19 protein-coding genes are annotated in these 21351 nt (G+C 41.0%); 7 read left to right on the forward strand and 12 right to left on the reverse strand.

Annotated features, from left to right (window positions below; all coding sequences use genetic code 11):
• Positions 1-184: 184 nt before the first annotated feature.
• A complete protein-coding gene (locus B2W49_RS01400) occupies positions 185-3022 on the forward strand; it encodes an SbcC/MukB-like Walker B domain-containing protein (protein WP_291333897.1) in 2838 nt (945 codons plus the stop codon).
• Positions 3023-3792: 770 nt separating this feature from the next.
• Here the strand turns inward: B2W49_RS01400 and B2W49_RS01405 are convergent.
• The gene (locus tag B2W49_RS01405) at positions 3793-4482 is read right to left on the reverse strand and encodes a YggS family pyridoxal phosphate-dependent enzyme (RefSeq protein WP_291333898.1); all 690 of its coding nucleotides are present in this window, start codon (positions 4480-4482) and stop codon (positions 3793-3795) included.
• A 123-nt stretch (positions 4483-4605) separates the two neighbouring features.
• Between B2W49_RS01405 and B2W49_RS01410 the strand changes: the two genes are divergently transcribed.
• Complete coding sequence (locus tag B2W49_RS01410) at positions 4606-5643, forward strand: type IV pilus twitching motility protein PilT (RefSeq protein WP_019838292.1); 1038 nt, start codon at positions 4606-4608, stop codon at positions 5641-5643.
• Positions 5644-5664: 21 nt separating this feature from the next.
• Complete coding sequence (locus tag B2W49_RS01415) at positions 5665-6783, forward strand: PilT/PilU family type 4a pilus ATPase (RefSeq protein WP_291333901.1); 1119 nt, start codon at positions 5665-5667, stop codon at positions 6781-6783.
• 62 nt (positions 6784-6845) lie between these two features.
• Here B2W49_RS01415 and fur read toward each other — a convergent pair whose 3' ends face one another.
• Positions 6846-7283: a ferric iron uptake transcriptional regulator gene (fur, locus tag B2W49_RS01420; protein ID WP_004975325.1), complete on the reverse strand. Its 438-nt coding sequence runs from the start codon at positions 7281-7283 to the stop codon at positions 6846-6848.
• Positions 7284-7401: 118 nt separating this feature from the next.
• Here fur and B2W49_RS01425 point away from each other — a divergent pair, with 118 nt between their 5' ends.
• Entirely contained in the window at positions 7402-7800 is a 399-nt protein-coding gene (locus B2W49_RS01425; protein ID WP_291333904.1) for an outer membrane protein assembly factor BamE, read from the forward strand.
• A gap of 55 nt (positions 7801-7855) precedes the next feature.
• On the opposite strand, the gene B2W49_RS01430 is transcribed toward B2W49_RS01425, so the two are convergent.
• From B2W49_RS01430 to B2W49_RS01475, 10 genes are all read right to left on the reverse strand, one after another.
• Entirely contained in the window at positions 7856-8176 is a 321-nt protein-coding gene (locus B2W49_RS01430; protein ID WP_291333906.1) for an RnfH family protein, read from the reverse strand.
• On the reverse strand, positions 8173-9258 hold the full coding sequence (locus tag B2W49_RS01435) for a hypothetical protein (RefSeq protein ID WP_291333908.1): 1086 nt from the start codon (positions 9256-9258) through the stop codon (positions 8173-8175). Before B2W49_RS01435 ends, B2W49_RS01430 begins: the two co-directional genes overlap by 4 nt.
• A 189-nt stretch (positions 9259-9447) precedes the next feature.
• Positions 9448-9903 carry a bacteriohemerythrin gene (locus tag B2W49_RS01440; RefSeq protein ID WP_291333910.1) on the reverse strand — a complete coding sequence of 152 codons (456 nt, stop codon included), beginning with the start codon at positions 9901-9903 and terminating at the stop codon, positions 9448-9450.
• Between the two features lie 263 nt (positions 9904-10166).
• A complete protein-coding gene (locus B2W49_RS01445) occupies positions 10167-11015 on the reverse strand; it encodes a class II glutamine amidotransferase (RefSeq protein WP_291333912.1) in 849 nt (282 codons plus the stop codon).
• A 148-nt stretch (positions 11016-11163) separates the two neighbouring features.
• Positions 11164-11964 carry a GNAT family N-acetyltransferase gene (locus B2W49_RS01450; RefSeq protein WP_291333939.1) on the reverse strand — a complete coding sequence of 267 codons (801 nt, stop codon included), beginning with the start codon at positions 11962-11964 and terminating at the stop codon, positions 11164-11166.
• Positions 11965-12173: 209 nt separating this feature from the next.
• The gene (gene argB / locus B2W49_RS01455) at positions 12174-13079 is read right to left on the reverse strand and encodes an acetylglutamate kinase (RefSeq protein ID WP_136144078.1); all 906 of its coding nucleotides are present in this window, start codon (positions 13077-13079) and stop codon (positions 12174-12176) included.
• A gap of 10 nt (positions 13080-13089) precedes the next feature.
• Positions 13090-14532 carry a phosphomannomutase/phosphoglucomutase gene (locus B2W49_RS01460; protein WP_291333916.1) on the reverse strand — a complete coding sequence of 481 codons (1443 nt, stop codon included), beginning with the start codon at positions 14530-14532 and terminating at the stop codon, positions 13090-13092.
• Positions 14533-14770: 238 nt separating this feature from the next.
• The gene (gene dut, locus B2W49_RS01465) at positions 14771-15223 is read right to left on the reverse strand and encodes a dUTP diphosphatase (protein WP_168418242.1); all 453 of its coding nucleotides are present in this window, start codon (positions 15221-15223) and stop codon (positions 14771-14773) included.
• 91 nt (positions 15224-15314) lie between these two features.
• Positions 15315-17354 (reverse strand): UvrD-helicase domain-containing protein, encoded by a 2040-nt coding sequence (locus B2W49_RS01470; protein ID WP_291333919.1) that lies wholly within the window; start codon positions 17352-17354, stop codon positions 15315-15317.
• Between the two features lie 169 nt (positions 17355-17523).
• Positions 17524-18177: an OmpA family protein gene (locus B2W49_RS01475; protein WP_291333921.1), complete on the reverse strand. Its 654-nt coding sequence runs from the start codon at positions 18175-18177 to the stop codon at positions 17524-17526.
• Positions 18178-18433: 256 nt separating this feature from the next.
• Here B2W49_RS01475 and B2W49_RS01480 point away from each other — a divergent pair, with 256 nt between their 5' ends.
• The 3 genes from B2W49_RS01480 to minC all read left to right on the forward strand — a co-directional run bounded on the left by B2W49_RS01480 (position 18434) and on the right by minC (position 21297).
• On the forward strand, positions 18434-19360 hold the full coding sequence (locus B2W49_RS01480) for an acyltransferase (RefSeq protein ID WP_230245237.1): 927 nt from the start codon (positions 18434-18436) through the stop codon (positions 19358-19360).
• A gap of 16 nt (positions 19361-19376) precedes the next feature.
• Positions 19377-20435, forward strand: a complete 1059-nt coding sequence (locus tag B2W49_RS01485) for a preprotein translocase subunit SecA (RefSeq protein WP_136144229.1) — start codon at positions 19377-19379, stop codon at positions 20433-20435.
• Between the two features lie 139 nt (positions 20436-20574).
• Positions 20575-21297, forward strand: a complete 723-nt coding sequence (minC, locus tag B2W49_RS01490) for a septum site-determining protein MinC (RefSeq protein ID WP_291333926.1) — start codon at positions 20575-20577, stop codon at positions 21295-21297.
• Positions 21298-21351: the final 54 nt, after the last annotated feature.

Consider the following 21351-nt stretch of genomic DNA (forward strand, 5'->3'; position numbering starts at 1 on the left):
AGCAATTACAACAGCATCAGCAAGAAACTCTAAGCTTGCAACAGCAGACACAGGCTCAAATTCAGTTTTGGCTTGCTGCAATTGCTGATCCTGCAATTGGTTTAAAGCATCACTGAGTAAGTTTTCATGTTGAATAAATGGATGTTCATGGCTGCCCCAAACCGAAAAACTGTATGAAAATGATGTGAAATGGCACAAAGATTGCCATGAACTCTATGCCAGCACCCAAGCTAAAAAAGAAATATACGATGTTCAAGTCGATGCCGATCTTAAACTCGCCTCTCAAAAACAATTGCTCAAACATTTAGATGAATTTCAAACTATCCGTGAGCAATTTGTGTTACGTCAGCAAGCGGATACCGAGCTGAAAAACCTGAATCAACAGCTTTTGAAATTTGAACCAAACTTGCAACAAGCTGAACTCGCACAACAGCAAGCGATGAGTCAGCAACAGCAAGCGGAGAAAGAACTTCAGGCATGGCAGCAACATGTAGAGCAATTGAAGCCACAACTTGAAATTGCGGCACAGTTACAACATGAAATTTCCAGCAAACTCCAGCAATATACCGCTTTGGATGCCGCACAAAAATTATTTTTAGCGCAGCAAATTCAGCCTGTACAAAATGACTTAAACCAACTGACCACTCAACTTGCGACTGAGCAACAACAACAGCAACACTTACAGCAACAATTCAAACAGACTGCTGCATGGGCAAATTTTGATGAAAACTTAGCCCTTACGCTGCAACGTCTACAAGATTATTTGCAGCTTGAACAGCAACTGCGTCAGCAAAACCCAGCGCTGTTCCAATCGGCATTAGATACCTTAATTGAGCAACAACAACATACACAACAACAACTTTTGGTTTGGGAAAAACAATATCAACACCCTGAACAACTTGAGCAGCAACTCACGGCAGAGCAACAGCAATTACAACATGCTTTAAAGAGTGTGCATGTTTTAGAACGCTTGCAGCAAGCACTTGAACAATGGCAACAACAGGCCACTTTATTTGAGCAATTACAACAGCATCAGCAAGAAACTCTAAGCTTGCAACAGCAGACACAGGCTCAAATTCAAACCCAACAGCAGCAAGTACAAATTACTGAACAAGCCTTGCAGCAATTACAGCTGATTTTTGAACAGCAGCGTTTATTGCAGCATCAAAGTGTGCAGGATTTACGCGCCCAACTGAAACCGAATGAAACTTGTATGGTTTGTGGCAGCCATGAACATCCATTTATTCAACATGAAAACTTACTCAGTGATGCTTTAAACCAATTGCAGGATCAGCAATTGCAGCAAGCCAAAACTGAATTTGAGCATGCACGAAAACAGTTACAGCAATTGGAGCGTGATTGCAGTCAATACAATGCAACTTATCAGCAACAACAACAACGTAAACTGGAGCTGCAACAGCAACTTGAGCAACAGCAGACATTGGTACAACAGCTTACAGCGTCCTTATCATTAGATTTGGATGCGGCGCTGCCTGTTGCAAAGCAAATTGAAAGCGTGCAACAACATTGGGCAACCACATCTCAGTCCACTCAACACTTGCAGCAGAGCATTCAACAGGCAAACGACACCCTAAAACAATGGCGCAATGCTGCACAGCAGGCAGAACAACTCAAATATGCTATTCAACAGCGCCAAGATCTTTCGCAGCGTTTACAGCCTATTTTGTCACTTTTAGATGCAGAACAAAAACTTGCTTGGCTCAACCAACCAATTGAATACTATCAACATGCCTTGCAACAGTTAGAGCAACGTCATCACTTACAGCAGCAACAAGTTCAACTGAGCAAAACCATAGAACAACTGACTCAACAACAGCAGCAAGTGCAAGAAAAGTTGCTATTTTTACAACAGCAACATGCCGAGAAAATCCAACAACTGCAGCACATTAAAACTGCAGGCAGTGAGCTGCGTGATCAAATTAAGCAACTGACAAAAACCCATGCGGGATGCGAATATCAGACCTATCAAGAATGGCAGCAGGCTTTAGATCAGCAACAACAGCAACTCAATCTTGCACTTAACACACAACGCACCGTACTTCACCAAGCAGAACAGGTGTTAAAAGACTTACAACTACAAAAACATGGTTTGGACAGTAAAATTCAACAGCGCATGCAGCAACACACTGAATGCCAGCAACACATTGCAACGTGGCAAGCGGCACACACGCACTTTCAAGCCAGCGTCATTGATGAATGTTTACAGATTTCTTATGCTGAACATCAGCAAATACGCAAGATGCTACAGCAACAGCAAAACAGTTTGGAAAGTGCTAAAACGGCTTGGCAAACGCTAGAAGAACAATATCAAAAGCACTTGAAACAACAGCCGCAACTGACTTTTGACGAGGTCACTACTCAACTTGCTGCGCTGCAAACAGACAAAGCCAAACAACAACAAGACTATAATGACATCGAGGCACAACTACGCCTGAATCGCACCAATCAGGGGATTTTTGCAGCCTACCAGACTCAAATTGAAAGTATCAAAGCTGAAGAATATCGTTGGGGACGTATTTACGATTTAATTGGGCATAAAGAAGGGACAAAATTTAAGAAAATTGCCCAAGAACATCACTTGGATATTTTGGTGGAATACGCCAATCAGCAATTGCTGCCACTGAGTTCGCGTTATCAGTTGCATCGTATTCCTGACAGTTTGGGTTTGGCGATTATTGATTTAGACATGAACAGTGAAATTCGCCCTGTCCTGTCTTTATCTGGTGGGGAAACCTTTTTAGTTTCTTTAGCGTTAGCACTGGCAATTGCCAATATGGCATCTGGTTCAATGAAGTTGGAATCATTATTTATTGATGAAGGTTTTGGCACACTCGATCCGACTTCCTTACACATGGTGATGAATGCCTTAGACCATCTGCAAAGTCAGGGACGTAAAGTGGTGTTGATTTCGCATATTCAGGAAATGCACGAACGAATTCCTGTGCAAATTCAAGTCAAACCTGTGGGTGCAGGCGCAAGTGAAGTCAATGTAGTAGGTTAGACCCAAGACTGCCTAAAATCTGGAAATTATTTGTCGATTGAAGAATTCTTAAGCTGACTGTGAGATTTCAGATTTTAGGCTTACCTGAAATTACATTGGGTTGATTTTAAAATCAGCTATACTTATGTATTTAATTTTATGGAAATAAAAACGATCATTTTATTTGCTGCATTGACCAGTTTAAGTATAAATTTCTCAGGTGTTGAGTACATTTCCCTATTTTTTTGGTTTTTAAAGCAGTTTTAATTTTGAAGTCATCCTCACCGTCTGTACTTTTGTCATTGAGTTGGATACAAGAAAAATACCTAAAAAACCGGTTAGATCATCATTTTTACAGGCTTCTTTTAGTTGTGTTTTTTGTTATTTTTACTCATTGCCCGCATTCAAATCTGGATAGCGAATAAATCTTAAATATCCGCTTGTCATATTTACTAGACGGAAGTGACGCTTTCTAAAAAATAGTGAAGGTCATTAAAAAAAATCTACATAAGCCAAAATTTTGACAGCTTTACGACACAAAACTAAAAAAGCCTCGACATCCTGTCGAGGCTTTCTAGATTCAGTTTTTGGTATAACTCCTGTCGTACCAAGCACTTCCGTGTTGTTCTATTTCTTATTCTTCTTATTTAGGAAACTCCCTGTTTCCCGATAAGTTCATATTAAGAAAATCCAGCCTTCAGCACTAGCCGCAAAATTCCGCATTTCATGTCAGCCAAAACGTACAAGATAATGTTTGCAAAATCTTGGCAGATTCTTTGTTCATCTAGTAATTAAGCCTTGGAATAGTCACGTGCGCCAAACAATGCTGTACCAACCCGTACCATAGTTGAACCTGCTGCAATTGCGGCATTTAAATCGCCCGACATCCCCATACTCAAAGTATCCCAATCTTCAGGTTGTGCATGTTGTGCTTTCACTGCATCAAACAATTGTTTGGCATCTTGAAAAGCTTGAGGATGATCAGGTGCAGGAATCACCATCAAACCGCGTAGTTTTAAATGCGGTAATTGGCTGATCTGTCGGACTAATTCTGTAACTTCGCTCGGCTGACAACCATCCTTCGTGTCTTGCGCATCAATATTTACTTGTAAACAAATATTCAGGGGCACTTGTTGAGCATCGCGCTGATTCGATAATCGTTCAGCAATAATTAAACGATCTACTCCATGCACCCATGCAAATTTTTCTGCCAAATGCTTGGTTTTATTGCGCTGCACATGTCCAATAAAGTGCCATTCGATTTCTAAATCGCTCAAGGCCTGCATTTTATCTAAGGCTTCTTGCAAATAATTTTCGCCAAAAGCACGCTGCCCTGTCGCATACATTTCACGCAAAGCTTCACTCGGATGAGTCTTAGACACCGCCAATAATTGCACCGTATTTGGCTCGCGCTGCGCCAACTGGCATGCGTGTTGAATTTGTTGCAAAACCTGAGTGCGCATAAGCTGCAGATTATTCATTGATGCATTTCTCATTTCATTCATCTTTTTTTTCCTTGTCCAGCAACTAACAGTTGGTTAAGCTGATGGAAAGCCGTATTATTCTATCAAAATAATTAAGATTTAATTGATCTCGGGGACTTTATGGATATTACAGAATTATTGGCGTTCTCCGCTAAAAATGGCGCTTCGGATTTACACTTATCTGCGGGCATGCCACCACTGATTCGTGTGGATGGTGAAGTTCGTCGTATTAACTTACCAGCATTAGAACATAAAGAAGTACACAAATTGGTGTACGACATTATGAATGATAAACAACGTCGTGATTATGAAGAAAATCTAGAAACGGACTTTTCTTTTGAAGTCCCTGGTGTGGCTCGTTTCCGTGTGAACGCTTTTAACCAAAACCGCGGTGCAGGCGCAGTATTCCGTACCATTCCTTCTAAAGTTTTGACCCTGGAAGATTTAGGCATGGGACAAATCTTTAAAGATATTTGTGAATATCCACGTGGTTTAGTGTTAGTGACAGGCCCAACGGGTTCAGGTAAATCGACCACACTTGCCGCGATGATTGACTTTATTAATGACAATCGCTACGACCACATTCTGACCGTCGAAGACCCAATCGAATTTGTACACCAATCTAAAAAATGTTTGGTCAACCAACGTGAAGTACACCGTGATACGCATGGCTTTAACGAAGCATTACGTTCAGCACTGCGTGAAGACCCTGACATTATTCTAGTGGGTGAAATGCGTGACTTAGAAACCATTCGTTTGGCACTGACGGCTGCCGAAACAGGTCACTTGGTATTTGGTACGCTACACACCACCTCTGCGGCAAAAACCATTGACCGTGTGATTGACGTATTCCCTGCAGAAGAAAAAGACATGGTACGCGCCATGTTATCTGAATCTTTACAAGCCGTCATTTCGCAATCTCTGCTCAAGAAAAATGGCGGTGGCCGTGTAGCAGCGCATGAAATCATGATTGGTATTCCTGCGGTGCGTAACTTAATTCGTGAAAACAAAGTAGCTCAAATGTACTCGGCAATTCAGACAGGTGCCAACTACGGTATGACCACCCTCGACCAGAGTTTGAAAAACTTGGTATCGCGCGGTGTAATTAGCCCACAAACGGCTCGTACGGTTGCAAAACAGCCTGAATCATTCTTATAAGTTTAAAATTCGAGATACACGATGGACTTTAATGATTTACTGAATTTAATGATTCAGCAACAAGCATCAGACTTGTTTATTACAGCCAATGTTGAACCTTCCATGAAAATTCATGGACAAATTGTACCTGTCGCAAAAAGTAAGCTCACAGGTGAAATTATCGGTCAGTTACTTAACTCAATTATGAGTGAAAAACAGCGTAAGGAATTTGCCGAAACCCGTGAATGTAACTTTGCGATCACCAACCGTGAAAAAACAGCACGTTTTCGTGTCAGTGCATTCCAGCAACGTGATGAGCCAGGCATGGTATTGCGTCGGATTGAAACCAAAATTCCGGCCATGGATGACTTGAAACTCCCCCCTATTCTCAAAGATTTGGCGATGACCAAACGTGGCATCATCATTTTTGTAGGCGCAACGGGTACAGGTAAATCGACTTCTTTGGCGTCTATTATTGGTTACCGCAACCAAAATTCTAAAGGTCATATTATTACCATTGAAGACCCGATTGAATTTGTGCATGAACATGCGGGCTGTATTATTACCCAACGTGAAGTCGGGATTGATACCGATTCCTTTGAAGTAGCGTTAAAAAACACCTTACGTCAAGCGCCTGATGTGATTCTAATTGGTGAGATTCGTTCCCGCGAAACCATGGATTATGCCATTGCCTTTGCCGAAACGGGGCATTTGGTATTTGCCACCCTGCACGCCAACAACGCTAACCAAGCCATCGACCGGATTATTCACTTCTTTGAAGCAGACCGTCATAACCAATTATTCATGGATTTATCACTAAACCTGAAAGCAATTGTGGCGCAGCAGTTAATTCCAACCATTGATGGCAACTCACGACGTGCTGCGATTGAAATTTTAATTAACTCACCATTAGTTGCAGATTTAATCCGTAAAGGTGATGTGCACGAAATTAAAGACCTCATGAAGCGTTCACGTGAATTGGGTATGCAAACCTTTGACCAAGCCTTATACGACCTCTATAAAGCCAGGCAAATTAGTTATAAAGATGCACTCAAACACGCCGACTCACCAAACGATTTGCGTCTACAAATCAAACTTGCAGAAGAAGGTGGCGAGCGCTTGTTACATGCAACCTCGAATATTACCTTCGATGGTCAATAACAACGCTTAAACACAAAAAATAGGCTTCCATACGGAAGCCTATTTTTTATACCTTGAGCAAATTATTTTTTGCGTAACGCTTCACGACATTCTGGCGCATCGCAATAACCATATAAATTCAGCGAGTGACCTGTTAGCTCAAAACCAAATTTCTCTGCCACATCATGCTGTTCTTTTTCAATAGTATCATTAATAAATTCAACCACTTTGCTACAGTTCAAGCAGACTAGATGATCGTGGTGATCTTCCTGCATAATTTCAAACACAGAATGATTGTTCTCAAAATTATGGCGCTCAATAATGCCTGCTGCTTCAAACTGTGTTAACACACGATAAACAGTTGCTAAACCCACATCTTCACCCTGATCGAGTAAAGTTTTGTAGATATCTTCTGCACTTAAATGATGTTGTTTTGAATTTTCTAATAATTCTAAGATTTTAATTCGTGGAAGGGTAACTTTAAGTCCAGCTTTGCGTAATTCTTGATTTGAAATAGGCATGAAAAAAGGTCTCTCAACAAAATTAAAGTTGGAATATGCAACAAAGTTAAGATGCAGTATGATCTAACATTGGATCAAGATCAAATGCATCATAATTAATTTGGGATAGTTTAGCAAAATGCAAAAAATCATGTTGACGTTATTGGTCACTTCACTGCTCGCAGGCTGTTCGACCTTGGGCGTTTATAAAGTCGATATTCCACAGGGTAAACCTTTAACCCAAGCTCAAGCGTCTAAAGTCCAAGTCGGTATGAGTCATCAACAAGTCCGCTTTTTGCTGGGCAGTCCAACCATCGCCGATCCGATGAATCCGCTACGTTGGGACTACATTTACAACTATATCCCAGGAACTTATGCTAAAAAAGCCAAGATCCCTGCCGCGCATGGTCAGCATTTGAAAATCTTTTTCAATCAAAATGGTATCGTAGAAAAAGTTGAAGGCTTGGAAACCATTCCAGAATCTCAACCTGGTCTACCAGGATCGAAAGAAGCGATTCTCAACGCGCCTCCACTATAGCCGCTTTAGAATAAAAAGAAACCCCTCACTGAAATTCATCTGAGGGGTTTTTAAATTATTTCAATTGTCTTAAGCGATTGCTTTTGGCATAACGTCCTACCGGGTTCTTTGCGGCACGTTTACGACGAATATCTTTCGGATTAATGGTCAAAGCACGATAAATCTCAACCCGATCACCTGCTTGTAATACATGTTGCGGCTCAACCCGTACACCAAAAATACCCAGCATCAACGGTTCAGGCAAAGTCGTTGCTATCGCAAGCCCACTCTGCTGAATTGCATCCAGTACGGTCATGCCCTGCTGAAATGCGACAGCCACATGCCATTGTTGATCAGGTGTGGCATACGCCACCCAAACCTGTGCCACTTGACTCATGCGATCCACTGTCCAATTAACGCTACCATCGCCACTACGATAGATACAGGTAACACCACACGTACCGCAATACGCCAAATGTTATAAAATGCTTCGCTGCTAAAGTTCATGGCTTTGCGCAAATGGCTGATTTTCATAATCCAGCCTGCAAAAATAGCGTAAATCAAACAAATGACTAAGCCCCAAAGCAACAAGGCAAAATTAAACACAGGACTCATGGCAGGAATTGCCCAAACCAAAGTTGCTGCAATCAATACAACCCACTGAATTGCTACCGCCATTTGACGTTGTGCCAATTGTTCACGTGCCAGTTGCAATACCACTGCTGCTGCTGCAACAGTTGCCACCACCAAAGCCAACGCTGGAATTTGTGACTGTACTGCAAAGAATGCAAAAGCAACGACTGCCAATAGCTGAGCAATCCAAATTGGCAATACCGTTGCGGTTGCTGCAGATTGTTGCTGTACTTGCGGCAAGCTGGTTTGCCAGTACAAGCCCATGCCTAAACCACTGGCCACCAAAGCTAAAACAGTTGCACTGCCCCATTCGCTAAACTCAATTGAAGTGACTTGCCATGCAGGGAGTTCTGAACCCATCCTCATCGCTAAAACCAAAGCCGCCACAACAGTAACAACGGTACACAGCAATAAAATTTGACGCGGCACTAATGACAATGCCAAGGCTAAAACAGCCAGAATCACAAATAAGACATGACTAGCCAAATCTGCCGCGGCATATTGATTTAAAATTTGTGCTGCATTAGACAGCAACCCGCCAGCTAAAAATGGAATAAACACCACAGCAAGCCAACCCACCAAACGCCATTTTTGAGAAGCATCGGCATCACGGGTTAAACTTGAAAGTGCTTGTAATGCTGTCGTTTTAGAGCGTTTGGCTAAGGCAATTTCCAAATAAGTAATCGGTAAAGCCAAAATCAGCATGGTTGCTAACCACAACAACCAAAAGTCGAGCTGGCGCTCAACCTGAATACCTGTCATTGGTGCGAGTGTGGCAATAATAATGAATGATAAACCAAATGCCATCAGCGGCGATAACCATCGTGACATAGCATTGTCCTGCATGACGCTGTCCTAATAAAAATCTAGGTCTATTTTGCCTTTGTCATCAAGGAAAAGCAAAACCTCAAAAAGAAAAAAGCAAACTGTTTGAGAGGTTGCTAACACTCCATCTATTTATGATAGTGTCAGCAACTCCTCTAGTTTGCTACGCAAATTTATAATTGTTATTCTTTCATTTTTTTGGCTTCAGACTTATGAGAAGAATCGAGCGAACCAGCCTTTACCTTTTTTCTTCTCGTTTTCTTTAATAATGCCCATCATATTCTCTTTCACAGCGCCTACATAATCGGCATCATCGTGTTGAATATGATTAATTAACCATTTTGATAGGACTTCATGCAATTCGCTTTCAATGGATTGTCCTAGTTCAAAACGTTGACGGTAAGACTCAATTTTTTTAATGAATAAATCATGTACACGTTTATGTGGGACGCGGTATTTATAACCTGCTTCTTCTTGTAATGATTCTTCAAAGGTAAAATGCGACTGGGTATAGTCAATAATATTATCTAAAATCTGCTTTACACGTGCTCGATCAGTACCATCGCTAATTTCAACAATTTCATTAATATAATCGAGGATACGTTTATGCTGATCGTCAATCACATCAATGCCAGTGTTGTATTCTGGAACCCATTTCATCTTCATACGACCACCTTACAGAAATAAATGATTAATCACACTGTGGAATGGTAGCGGTATTTCCCATAAATAAAAATGAAGTGAATTGGTAGGGATTGATTAAAACCAAACAAAAACAACACAAGATATTGATTTAAATAAATTTAAAACAAAATAACCAACAAAAAGACTCAGTTATTAATTAACCAACTTATACATTTTTGTTCTTGATTTAATTGAATTATACAACAATAAAATGAGTACTTTTTTATCACATATACCCGTATAAATTAATATTGATCTGCTTTGGTGATCCGTCTTAATTCAGGATTTAAACGTTCACGTTCCAAACGCTTAATATGTGTCATTTGGGTTTTAATTGGGCGTCCATGTTGAAATAAAATCATTTCACCTGGTTGAAATGCCATCCATGTTTCATTTTGAGTCAAAGGTTCGGTGGTAATCACCGCCACACAATCCTCTGCTGTGGTGACTTGGCTAAAATCGACCTCAACATCTAAATCAATTAATTGTGCAGGTTGAAATGGATAAGCGCGTACCAACCAATGTAATTTGGTCACTGCATAACTAAATAATGCCTGACCATTGGACAAACAAAAATTAAAAGTGCCATGTTCTGCAATTGTAGGAGAAATTTCGACTAATAGATCAAAAACTTGTGTCAGGCTAGGTTCATCATAACCAAAACGATTTACCAATTGATCTAACAAATAACAAAATGCTCGTTCACTGTCAGTATTGCCCACAGGGGTAAAACGACCTGATAAACGTGGATGAAAGTCATGTAAATCACCATTATGGGCAAAAATCCACTGGCGTCCCCACAACTCACGACTAAACGGATGCGAATTTTCTAAATTAATTTTGCCTTGTGTCGCTTTACGAATATGGGCAATCACATTGCGCGATTTGATGGGATAGTTGCGGATCAATTCTGCAATGGGTGATTCCACTGCAGATTGGTTATCAACAAATAAACGGCAAGCTTTATCTTCAAAAAAAGCTATTCCGAAGCCATCAGAATGGTCTGAGGTGATTCCTGCACGCTGCGAAAATCCCCGAAATGAAAAGGTAATATCGGTAGGTGTCGCACAATTCATTCCAAGCAACTGACACATAAAGCCTTATCTTTATACAAATAATGAAATTATCTGATTATTGTGCATCAGCCATGTACATAATTCAAATCTGAAAAATATAAATAGATTTCTACACCACCATTTTATAAATATGCAGAGCTGTAGAAATCTCTATTTCATCACGATGTTATGATGCTTTTACTTTCTTTTGGCGAATAAAATGTTTTGCCATTTGTTTCACATCTAACAAAACAAAATAGTCCAAACAGTTAAACTCACGATCATAAAATGCTTGCTCAGACAGCTTGGCATTCATTTTCAGATAAACATCAAACAATTTAGGAATCCGTTCATCTTGGCTAAAAATGTGACTTGGGCAATTAGGCTCAAACGGCTGCTGTGACTGAATATCGCAGCGCTGATTTTCTGCCAATTGCTGAATCGCTTGATGGGTATGATAAGCCCGCGCTTCATTGCCTTCCAAACGAATACTGACACAGCCAATCAGGTGTTTGGCACGCATTTCCCATAACACTTTCGGTACTAAATTCAGCCATAAAATAGAGAGTGTTTTGCCTGAACGATAGCGTGGATGCACACAAGTACGCCCCATTTCGACAATATTTGAGAGATGCCCTAACTCATCTATAATTTTAAATTCATGTGCACTATAACTATTGGCTAGCTCATGCCCTTGCCAAAGTTTTAAACGGGTATAGGCAACAATTTCGCCCGTAGATTTATCTCTGAGTACGGCGTGCTCACAGCCAAAATCGTACAAGTCCTGATCTAAACCTGACTCAAATTCAATGCCAAATTGCTTGGAAAATTGTTTTGCACGAAAACGCTGTACTTCTTGTAGTTGCTTTAAATTTTCAACCCATTCAAATGCATATTGTGTGGCTTTACTATTTTTTTTCTGAGCTTTACCCACTTTAACCATAGGAAAGCTAAACTGTTGACGATACTGATTTAATTTTTGTAGCATCATAGATACCTCATGTTTTCTCCTACACTAGGACAGCGACATGACACTATGATGACTGCGGGTTTGCTGACTAAAATTTTAAGATCTCAGGATAGCTACAAAGCTATTTCAAGCATGCTGAATCAATAAAGTTTCAATTTCGTGCTCAAAATCTTACAAAAAAAAGAGCTTCAATTGAGAAGCTCTTTTAGGGATCATTTTCTAGAGTTTTATTTACGTACATGGACGCGGTTGGTAATTAAAGTTCCTACACCATGATCGGTAAAGATTTCCAATAAAGTAGCATGTGGCACACGACCATCGACAATATGTGCGCTGATCACCCCCCCCTTGACTGCATCCAATGCACAACCCACTTTTGGAATCATGCCACCGTAAATCACACCTGTATCAATTAAACGATCCACTTCCTGAGTGGTCAAACCGGTTAACAGTTTTTTATTTTCGTCTAATACACCTGTAATATTGGTGAGTAGAATTAGTTTTTCTGCACCTAATGCTTCAGCAACTTTACCTGCGACTAAATCGGCATTGATGTTATAGGTATTGCCTGCATCATCAACACCTAAAGGTGCTATGACAGGAATAAAGTCACTGCTGGTAAACATTTCCAACACATCGGTTTTGACACCTATCACTTCACCCACCAAACCAAGATCAATCTGTTGTACTTCGCCTGTTTCAGTGGTTTTTTGCATCAATAATTTCTGTGCGCGAATCAAGTTACCATCTTTACCTGTCAAACCAATCGCACGACCGCCGTGTTGGTTTATCAGATTGACGATAGATTTGTTGACGCTCCCGCCCAAAACCATTTCTACGACCTCCATGGTCGCAGGATCAGTGACACGCATACCATCAATACGGTCAGACTCACGTCCCAATTGCTTGAGCATAGAATCCACTTGTGGGCCGCCACCATGAACCACAATTGGGTTTAAGCCTACAGTTTTTAACAGCACAATATCTCGAGCAAAAGAACTTTCTAGCTCAGGATCGGTCATGGCATTGCCACCATATTTCACAACAAGGGTCTTGCCCGCAAAACGTTGAATATACGGCAAAGCTTCAGTCAAAATTTGCGCTTTGTCGATACCAGTCTGTTGATGTGGCATTCGCCTCTCCTTATTGAGCATCTAAAATGTCTTGGGCGATTTCAGGGTATCGCTCACTTAACATGGAAACAAATGTATCGCGGATATCATTCAGTCGTGTTGGATTATCAGCATCAAAACGCACCGTAAAATATTCGCCTGTATTAGATGCTCGAATAATGCCAAAACCATCTTCAAAATCAAGTCTTATACCATCTATTTTACTTAATTCTGCCCCACTACGATGGCTATAACTTTCAACATCATTTAAAACCGTACTAGGTTCAATATTCCGTGTGCTGATATACGTATCTTCAGTGCAGCAACGCTCAGGATATTTCTGCATCAGTGCTGAAAGACTGCTGTATGTACTGTGGCTTAAATATTCAAGCACGCGTAAGGCAGCATAAATACCATCATCATAGCCAAAACCACGTCCATCATTAAATACATAATGTCCCGCGTATTCGCCACCGAACACAGCTTTGCCTTGTGACTGAGCCAAATAACGACGCAAAAAGGTGCTGCCTGTACGAATCATTACCGCTTCGCCACCCAAATCACGTACGGTATTGCGTACCATGGTGGAGCATTTTACATCAAACACCACTTGATGCTGAGGATGGGTTTTTAAGCACATTTCTGCAAATAAGGACAACAAGCGATCTGCAGAAAGCACTTTTGCACGTTCATCCAACAAGACGACACGGTCACCATCGCCATCTAAAGCAATGCCAATGTCTGCCTGATGTTCACGAACCGCAGTTTTTAAATGTTGTAAGTGTTTTTCTTGTGATGGATCGGGTGCATGCTCGGGAAAATGACCATTGGCTTCGCAGCGTAAAGCAATCACCTCACAACCCATCTTTTGCAACACCAAAGCAGCACAATGCCCAGCCGAGCCATACATCCCATCTAGCACCACTCTATAAGGGCGTGCCAGATGGAGGTCCTGCAACATCGCATTTTGATATTGTTGACACGCATCTTCAATAAATTCATGAGAAATATTGTCAGCACGTTGTAATTCAATGAAGGTTGCCGCATCGGTATTTAAATAATGTGGTGCTGCATCGTGTGCCACTTGTTGAATCATTTCAGGCGTTGGCGGTTCACCCTGCATAATCCATTTAATACCATTGTCAGATTTTGGATTATGACTGGCGGTCAGCATAATGCCATTACCTGCAGTATGCCGTGCCATAAAATACAACATCGGGCTTGAGCAACAGCCCACCATCGTCACTTGAAAATGATGCGCAAGAAAAACCTGTCGCATCATTTCCGCATAAGCGGGACTATTTAAACGCGCATCGTAACCGATACTAATCTGGTTCTGTTGATGCTGTTGATACTGCTGTACTAAACCTTGTGCGATTGCATGTACGAGGTTTGCTGTTAATACGCTTTCTTTACCACGAATGTCATAAGCACGAAAAATATGCAGAGGAAATGGAGATAGTGGATGGTTCATAGGCTTACAACTACAAGAATGAGCCAACATAAATTGAATAAATCTCAGCTCTATAAATTTTAAAAATTCTAATTAGACTTTTTTAAGGATGCGTTATCGTCTCATATGATCTAGAAATATGCTTGTCATTATTAGTACATATTTGGTTACTTTTCAAGAATTGCAGGTAAAGTTTCAGATGAAACTTTACCAAGCATTATAATTCAATGCACAAACTATGTTTAAGTGACTAAAAAAATTAGTTTTTCCCTGTATGCCCAAAACCACCAGCACCACGTTCAGTTGCCACAAATTCATCGACCTGTTCAAATTCTGCCTGTACCACAGGGACCAATACATACTGTGCTAAACGCTCACCAGGTTCTAAACTAAATGCGGTTTGGCTGCGGTTCCAAACAGATACCATTAACTCGCCTTGATAATCTGAATCGATTAAACCGACCAAGTTACCTAATACAATACCGTGTTTATGCCCTAAACCTGAGCGTGGCAAAATCATGCCTGCAAAGCCTGTGTCCTGAATATAAATTGCCAAACCTGTTTTGACCAATACCGTTTGACCCGGTTCAATGACAGTGGTGCTATCCACACAGGCACGTAAGTCTAGACCCGCAGAACCTGCAGTGGCATAAGTTGGCATTGGCCATTCTGTGCCTAAACGTGAATCTAAGACTTTAACTTGTACTTTCATGAAGTTTATCCTGTTTTTAAATTTTCAATGTTATTTCGATATTCAATATGCCATTTGATGCTGTACTTGCATCAATACCCCTAAGTATTTGTCAGCGCTTAATCAGGGCACGTAAATTTTCCAAATAATGCTGTGCCTGTAATTTCGGATCGACATCACCAGCCAATTTTTTCTTACGTCCGAGCCATTCCAATTCATCTTGAGGTAATTCATCCAAAAAACGACTTGGGGTCATTTGTTTCATTTGCCCACCTGCTTTGCGCTGCTCTGCCAAAGTAATGGTTAAGCCCTGACGCGCACGAGTAATCCCCACGTACATCAAACGGCGTTCTTCCTCGACAGTATCTGCCACAATCGAGTTTTTATGCGGTAAAAGCTCTTCTTCCAAACCAATTAAATACACGTACGGAAATTCCAAACCTTTGGACGCATGCAGGGTGAGTAAATTGACTTTATCAGTGTCTTCTTCTTCCTGTTGCTGTTCGAGCATATCGAGCAGCACCATTTTACGAATCACGCTTTCAATATTCTTTTCATCGACATCTTCAGCACGGTTAATCAAACTTTGGATGCTGCTATATAGAACTTCGATATTATCTAGCTTGGTTTTTTCCTGCGCAGGGGTAGCTGCTTGCTCTTTAATGTAGTCGATATAACCTGCTTCGAGCATCATTTGACGGATGATTGGCACAGGCTCATCATCTTCCAATAAATTACGAGTAAAGTTAGCAATAAAATCTGCAAACTCTGCCAACTGTGTCGTGGCTTTTTTCGGAATTGCCATCGTCAGACGCTGATCACCTGCGGCAGCCAATAATGACAAATGGTTTTCTTGTGCAAACAGCCCTAGTTTTTCCAAAGTCACAGGACCAATCGCACGTTTAGGCGTATTAATAATGCGTAAGAATGCACTGTCATCTTCAGGATTAATAATCAAACGCAAATAACTCATGATGTCTTTGATTTCAGCGCGCGCAAAGAACGATTGACCACCTGAAAGCTTGTACGGAATTTGCATTTGGCGCAATTGGGTTTCCAAAATGCGTGCCTGAAAGTTACCACGATACAAAATCGCATAATCTTTCCAGCTTTTACCGTTCATTAACTTATGGGTGAGTAAGTCTTTCACCACGCGTTCTGATTCATCATCATCGTTACGGCAAGTGATCACCCGAATCACTTCACCATGACCTTTATCTGACCAGAGTTTTTTATCAAAAATATGCGGATTATTACCAATAACAGTGTTGGCTGCTTTTAAAATACGACTGGTCGAACGATAGTTTTGCTCAAGTTTAATCACTTTTAAATTCGGGAAATCATCTTTCAGTAAGGCCATATTTTCAGGCTTAGCACCGCGCCATGCATAAATAGATTGGTCGTCATCACCTACCGCAGTGAACTGCCCCATCACGCCCACCAGCAATTTCACCAAGATATATTGTGCGGTGTTGGTATCTTGATACTCATCAACCAATAAATAACGAACACGGTTTTGCCACTTGTCACGTACTTCGGCATTTTCTTGCAAAAGTCGTGTCGGCATTACAATTAAATCATCAAAATCTACCGCGTTATAGGCACGTAAATTACGTTCATAAAGTTGATATAAATGTGCGAACTGGATGTCTTCTGGCGTTTCGCACGTAGTATGCGCCTGCTCTGGTGCAATCAGATCATTTTTCCAGTCTGAAATCATCTTCATGGCTTTGGCAATCAGTTCTTTGCTTTCTGCACCCGACAAATTATCGCGGTGCATTAAGTCCATCAGAATACGTTTGCAGTCATCGGCATCTAAAATAGAGAAATTGGCTTTTAATGGCGTGTGTTTTAATTCAAGACGCAATAAATTCAGACCAAAGGTGTGGAAAGTTGAAACCGACAAACCTTTGGCTTCTTCACGTGACAACAATTTGGTCACACGCTCTTTCATTTCTCGTGCTGCTTTGTTGGTAAAAGTCATCGCTGTAATACGATGCGCAGGAATCCCGCAATGCTTAACCAAATAGGCAATTTTTCGGGTAATCACCGAAGTTTTGCCTGAACCTGCACCTGCAAGCACTAACAAGGGTCCTTGAGTGTATTTCATCGCTTCAAGTTGCTTGTCGTTTAACTGACTTGCCAGTGTCATAGTATTTCCTCTATTTCGGTTCGAGCTCGATTATAGTCATCTCCGCCAAAGATGACTAATCTAAAATGCTACTTTAGATGTCATTGTCTATTTGCTGAGTAGACCCTAGAAATTGCTTGCATAAAAAAACCGCCCGAAGGCGGTTCTTTACAATCTATACAATGCCAGATTATTGGATTGCATAAATGCTGATTTCTACACGACGGTTTTGCTCACGACCTTCTGCAGTAGCATTCGATGCGATTGGGTTTGCAGCACCGTGACCTTGTGTATTAATACGTGAAGTTGATACACCACGGCTAGCCAAGTAGTTTGCAACCGATTGTGCACGTGCTTGTGACAATGGAATGTTGATTGCGTCGTTACCAGTGCTGTCAGTATAACCTGTTACCAAAATACCGCTCTTGTTATCTTGGGTTAGCGTTTGCGCTACTTTGTCCAAGGTAGAATAGAAGTTTGGTTTGATGTTTGATTTGTTAGTATCAAACGTGATGTTACCCGGCATGATTAAGCCTACAGAGCCATCTGGATTACGGTTTACTTCTACACCAGTCCCTGCCATTTGTTGACGAAGTTGTTTTTCTTTATTGTCAAGATAAACACCCGCAGCAGCACCGACTACAGCACCAATCGCTGCAGCACGGTTGTTTTGTGCGCTTGTATTTGCGTTACTTTTAGAGACCCCATAACCTGCTGCAGCGCCAATTACTGTGCCTAACGCAGTTTTGTCATATTCTATACCACCAAGGTTGTTACCAGTCGTTTGACAACCAGTTAATACCATTGCCCCTACAACTGCTGCCGAAATTGCTAATGCACGCATGGCATGCCTCCTTACTTGTGTTTTGTTGTACAGGCTGAATATTGAATGAAAAAATATACTTAGACCATTGATTTTTTGTTAATAAAAAAACTTTTACTTACAAATATACATGATCACGTACAAATGTGGGTATAACTTCATCACAATTTCTACACACTTTCACTTCTACACTTTTTTATTTTAAAAACAACATTTATAGTGGAGTAATCTACAAATACGTGACGCATTGGACGATTTATCTTCAGGATTGATTTATATGTCATCGCAAGCAAAAAAACAGCCTTTATTAAAAAAAATCACAAAAGGACTCACTGTGGGTACAGTCATTACTGGCAGTACATTTTTTCACGGCCCTCCTGTGTTGGCTTTAGGCTTAACCAAACTCTTCAAGCAGTCAAGTAAGGTCGATGAAGCCAATATTCAAATTACCAACAGTTGGCTCAGTGTAAATAACTGGCTGATTGATCATGTGTTACCCAATACCCAATGGGATATCAGCATTGATGAAAATTTGCAGCTGAGCATGCAAGGTCGTTATCTGATGACCTGTAACCATCAAAGTTGGGTCGATACCACAGTAAATCAATATTTTGGTTTAACCCGCATGCCTTTGACCCGCTTTTTTACCAAGTGGGAGCTGATCTTTATTCCCTTTGTGGGGCAGGCCTTTAAAATTTTAGGCTTCCCAATGATGAAGCGTCACAGCAAAGCACAAATTGAAAAAAAACCAGCACTGAAAGATCGTGATATGCAAGAGGCACGTAAAGCCTGCCAACAATTATTAAGTCAGCCCTTTACCCTGCTGAATTATTTAGAAGGCACTCGCTTTACTAAAGAAAAACATGATCAACAACAATCGCCTTATCAACATTTATTAAAGCCAAAAGCTGGCGGTTTAGCTTTGGCATTGAATATTTTGGGCGATCAAATTGATGCTTTGGTGGATATGACCATTGTTTACCCAGATGGCGTGCCAGGCTATAGCGAGTTCTGGCTCGGAGAAGTTCCTCGCATTGCGGTAAATTTACGAAAAATCAACATTCCAGACTGGGTCTTGGGTGGTAATTACGAAGATGATGCTGAATACCGTGAGCGTTTCCAGCAATGGGTGCATGAATTATGGTTGGAAAAAGATCAGCTGATTGAATCCATGCAACAAAAATTTGCTGCCCCAACGGTCTAACCCAATCAGGTGAACCATGAAAAAGTCTGAAGAGCCTGTAATCAAATCCTCATTCCATACCCTACGTAAAGATTCATGGGGTTGGAAAATTGCCTTAATTTATGACTTGTTTTTGATGGGTTTAATCATCTTTAACTTGTTCTGTTTAAGTGCCAATGCCATTTTAATGAGTGATTTTGGTGAATGGCTGTTCGACTTTATTCGCCTGCCTGAAATCTTACAGTTTTATCGGGGCGAGTTACGTCCTTGGGTGATTATCACTGAAGGTTGGTTTACCACATTTTTAATTGTGGAACTGGGAGTGCGTTGGGGGATTGCCATTATTTTTAAGCATCATCAACGTTGGTGGTTCTTTCCGTTTGTTCACTGGTATGAAATTCTCGCAATCATTCCGCAGCTACGTTTTTTACGTTTATTACGCGCCTTTGCTATTGGCTACAACCTGCATAGTCACGGTTATAAAGTTATCCCAAATAGCTGGTATAAACGTGGCAACTTCTATTACAGCTTATTGATGGAAGAACTGAGTAGTCGAGTGGTACTGACGGTGCTGAATGGCGTACAGCGTGAACTGACAGCCAGCACCACACATAAACAGTTTATTGATGATTTGGTTGAGCGGCATCGTCAGTTACTGGCCATTGCACTGGCGGATATTTTGCAAGAGTCCTTGGGTAAAGAGTTGCAAGCCCAACGCCACCAAATTGCAAAAAATGTAGGGCTGGTGGTCAATCAAGCCATTGAAGATACGCCTGAGCTAACTCAGCTTCTACGTCTGATTCCATTGGTTGGTGGTCGTATTGAACAGCAAATTCAAAGTATTGGTCAGCGACTGGGCGAAAACATCACCCAAGGCTTGATTGAACCTTTTGCACAATCCAACCCACAGTCCAGCAACCCGACGTATCAAATAATTGCCGAAAAAATTAGTCAGATAGAAGTTGAACATAATCAGCATATTGATAAATTAGTAGAGTCAGCAGTATTTGAAAGTTTGGAAGCCATTCGTAAACAAGTAAAAGTCAAACAATGGCAACAAATTTTAGATGAAGGACAACAACAGAATATTTCATGAGTGCGTTTTAACATTTTTACGATTGGGATAAATATTTTTAGTCATGCAGCTAGAGAATTCACCCAATTTGTTCTAGGATTTGCTCTATTTATAATATGACTTCGACAACCAGCAGAGTCAGAAGTGTTAAGGAATTATTATGGCTGACATACGGATAAAAGGCAGATTGGTCAATGCGATTCGCATTAGCTTAGACACCAATGATCATGATGCGATCCGCCAGCAACTAAGCCCAATGTTGCAAAAATCATTTCCACCAGGCGTTTTGGTGGTGATTGAAAGTTCAGTCGAACAGGAACTGATTGCACTGATTCAATTACTCATTAGTTTAGAGGCACAGCCAATTGCGGTGACTGAAGGACTATTGGGCGATCAGGCACGTGCCATTCAATTTCCTGTGATTCCACAAGATCGCCCACTTCAAGAAGTGAAAGCGACCAAAGAACAAGTGGTGGAAGTTAAACCTGAGCCTGCCGCAGAACAACAGACTGAAAATCAAGTCGCTGAAACTACACCTGCGGTGGCACATATTACGTCGTATCATGATGAAATTTTGCGTACAGGTCAATGTCTGGTACAGCATCAGGGCGACATCATTTTAACCGCAGGCATTAACAGCGGTTCAGAAGTGATTGCTTCAGGAAATATACATATTTATGGTAGTGTACGTGGTAGAGTCATTGCCGGCGCGGGCGGGAATATTGCAGCACGAATTTTCTGTCATTCCCTAGAAGCAGAATTGGTATCTATTGCAGGCACATATTGCGTTGCGGACGACATTCCACAGCATGTGACCAAAAAACCTGTGCATATTTACTTAAATGATAACCAAGAGCTTGTATTTGAAGCTCTACAATTTTAATGTATAAATAATCACCAAAAATCCCCAAAAAATTTAGGGGAATTTAAACCATAA

The organism is Acinetobacter sp. UBA801 (assembly GCA_002296655.1).
In the GTDB taxonomy this organism is placed as follows: Bacteria; Pseudomonadota; Gammaproteobacteria; order Pseudomonadales; family Moraxellaceae; genus Acinetobacter.

Bases quoted from the DNA above. Each gene is read 5' to 3' on its own strand.
- B2W49_RS01405 (WP_291333898.1), bottom strand. From the start codon at position 4,482: ATGAATAATCTGCAGCTTATGCGCACTCAGGTTTTGCAACAAATTCAA.
- B2W49_RS01410 (WP_019838292.1), top strand. From the start codon at position 4,606: ATGGATATTACAGAATTATTGGCGTTCTCCGCTAAAAATGGCGCTTCG.
- B2W49_RS01415 (WP_291333901.1), top strand. From the start codon at position 5,665: ATGGACTTTAATGATTTACTGAATTTAATGATTCAGCAACAAGCATCA.
- fur (WP_004975325.1), bottom strand. From the start codon at position 7,283: ATGCCTATTTCAAATCAAGAATTACGCAAAGCTGGACTTAAAGTTACC.
- B2W49_RS01425 (WP_291333904.1), top strand. From the start codon at position 7,402: ATGCAAAAAATCATGTTGACGTTATTGGTCACTTCACTGCTCGCAGGC.
- B2W49_RS01430 (WP_291333906.1), bottom strand. From the start codon at position 8,176: ATGAGTCAAGTGGCACAGGTTTGGGTGGCGTATGCCACACCTGATCAA.
- B2W49_RS01435 (WP_291333908.1), bottom strand. From the start codon at position 9,258: ATGCAGGACAATGCTATGTCACGATGGTTATCGCCGCTGATGGCATTT.
- B2W49_RS01440 (WP_291333910.1), bottom strand. From the start codon at position 9,903: ATGAAGATGAAATGGGTTCCAGAATACAACACTGGCATTGATGTGATT.
- B2W49_RS01445 (WP_291333912.1), bottom strand. From the start codon at position 11,015: ATGTGTCAGTTGCTTGGAATGAATTGTGCGACACCTACCGATATTACC.
- B2W49_RS01450 (WP_291333939.1), bottom strand. From the start codon at position 11,964: ATGCTACAAAAATTAAATCAGTATCGTCAACAGTTTAGCTTTCCTATG.
- argB (WP_136144078.1), bottom strand. From the start codon at position 13,079: ATGCCACATCAACAGACTGGTATCGACAAAGCGCAAATTTTGACTGAA.
- B2W49_RS01460 (WP_291333916.1), bottom strand. From the start codon at position 14,532: ATGAACCATCCACTATCTCCATTTCCTCTGCATATTTTTCGTGCTTAT.
- dut (WP_168418242.1), bottom strand. From the start codon at position 15,223: ATGAAAGTACAAGTTAAAGTCTTAGATTCACGTTTAGGCACAGAATGG.
- B2W49_RS01470 (WP_291333919.1), bottom strand. From the start codon at position 17,354: ATGACACTGGCAAGTCAGTTAAACGACAAGCAACTTGAAGCGATGAAA.
- B2W49_RS01475 (WP_291333921.1), bottom strand. From the start codon at position 18,177: ATGCGTGCATTAGCAATTTCGGCAGCAGTTGTAGGGGCAATGGTATTA.
- B2W49_RS01480 (WP_230245237.1), top strand. From the start codon at position 18,434: ATGTCATCGCAAGCAAAAAAACAGCCTTTATTAAAAAAAATCACAAAA.
- B2W49_RS01485 (WP_136144229.1), top strand. From the start codon at position 19,377: ATGAAAAAGTCTGAAGAGCCTGTAATCAAATCCTCATTCCATACCCTA.
- minC (WP_291333926.1), top strand. From the start codon at position 20,575: ATGGCTGACATACGGATAAAAGGCAGATTGGTCAATGCGATTCGCATT.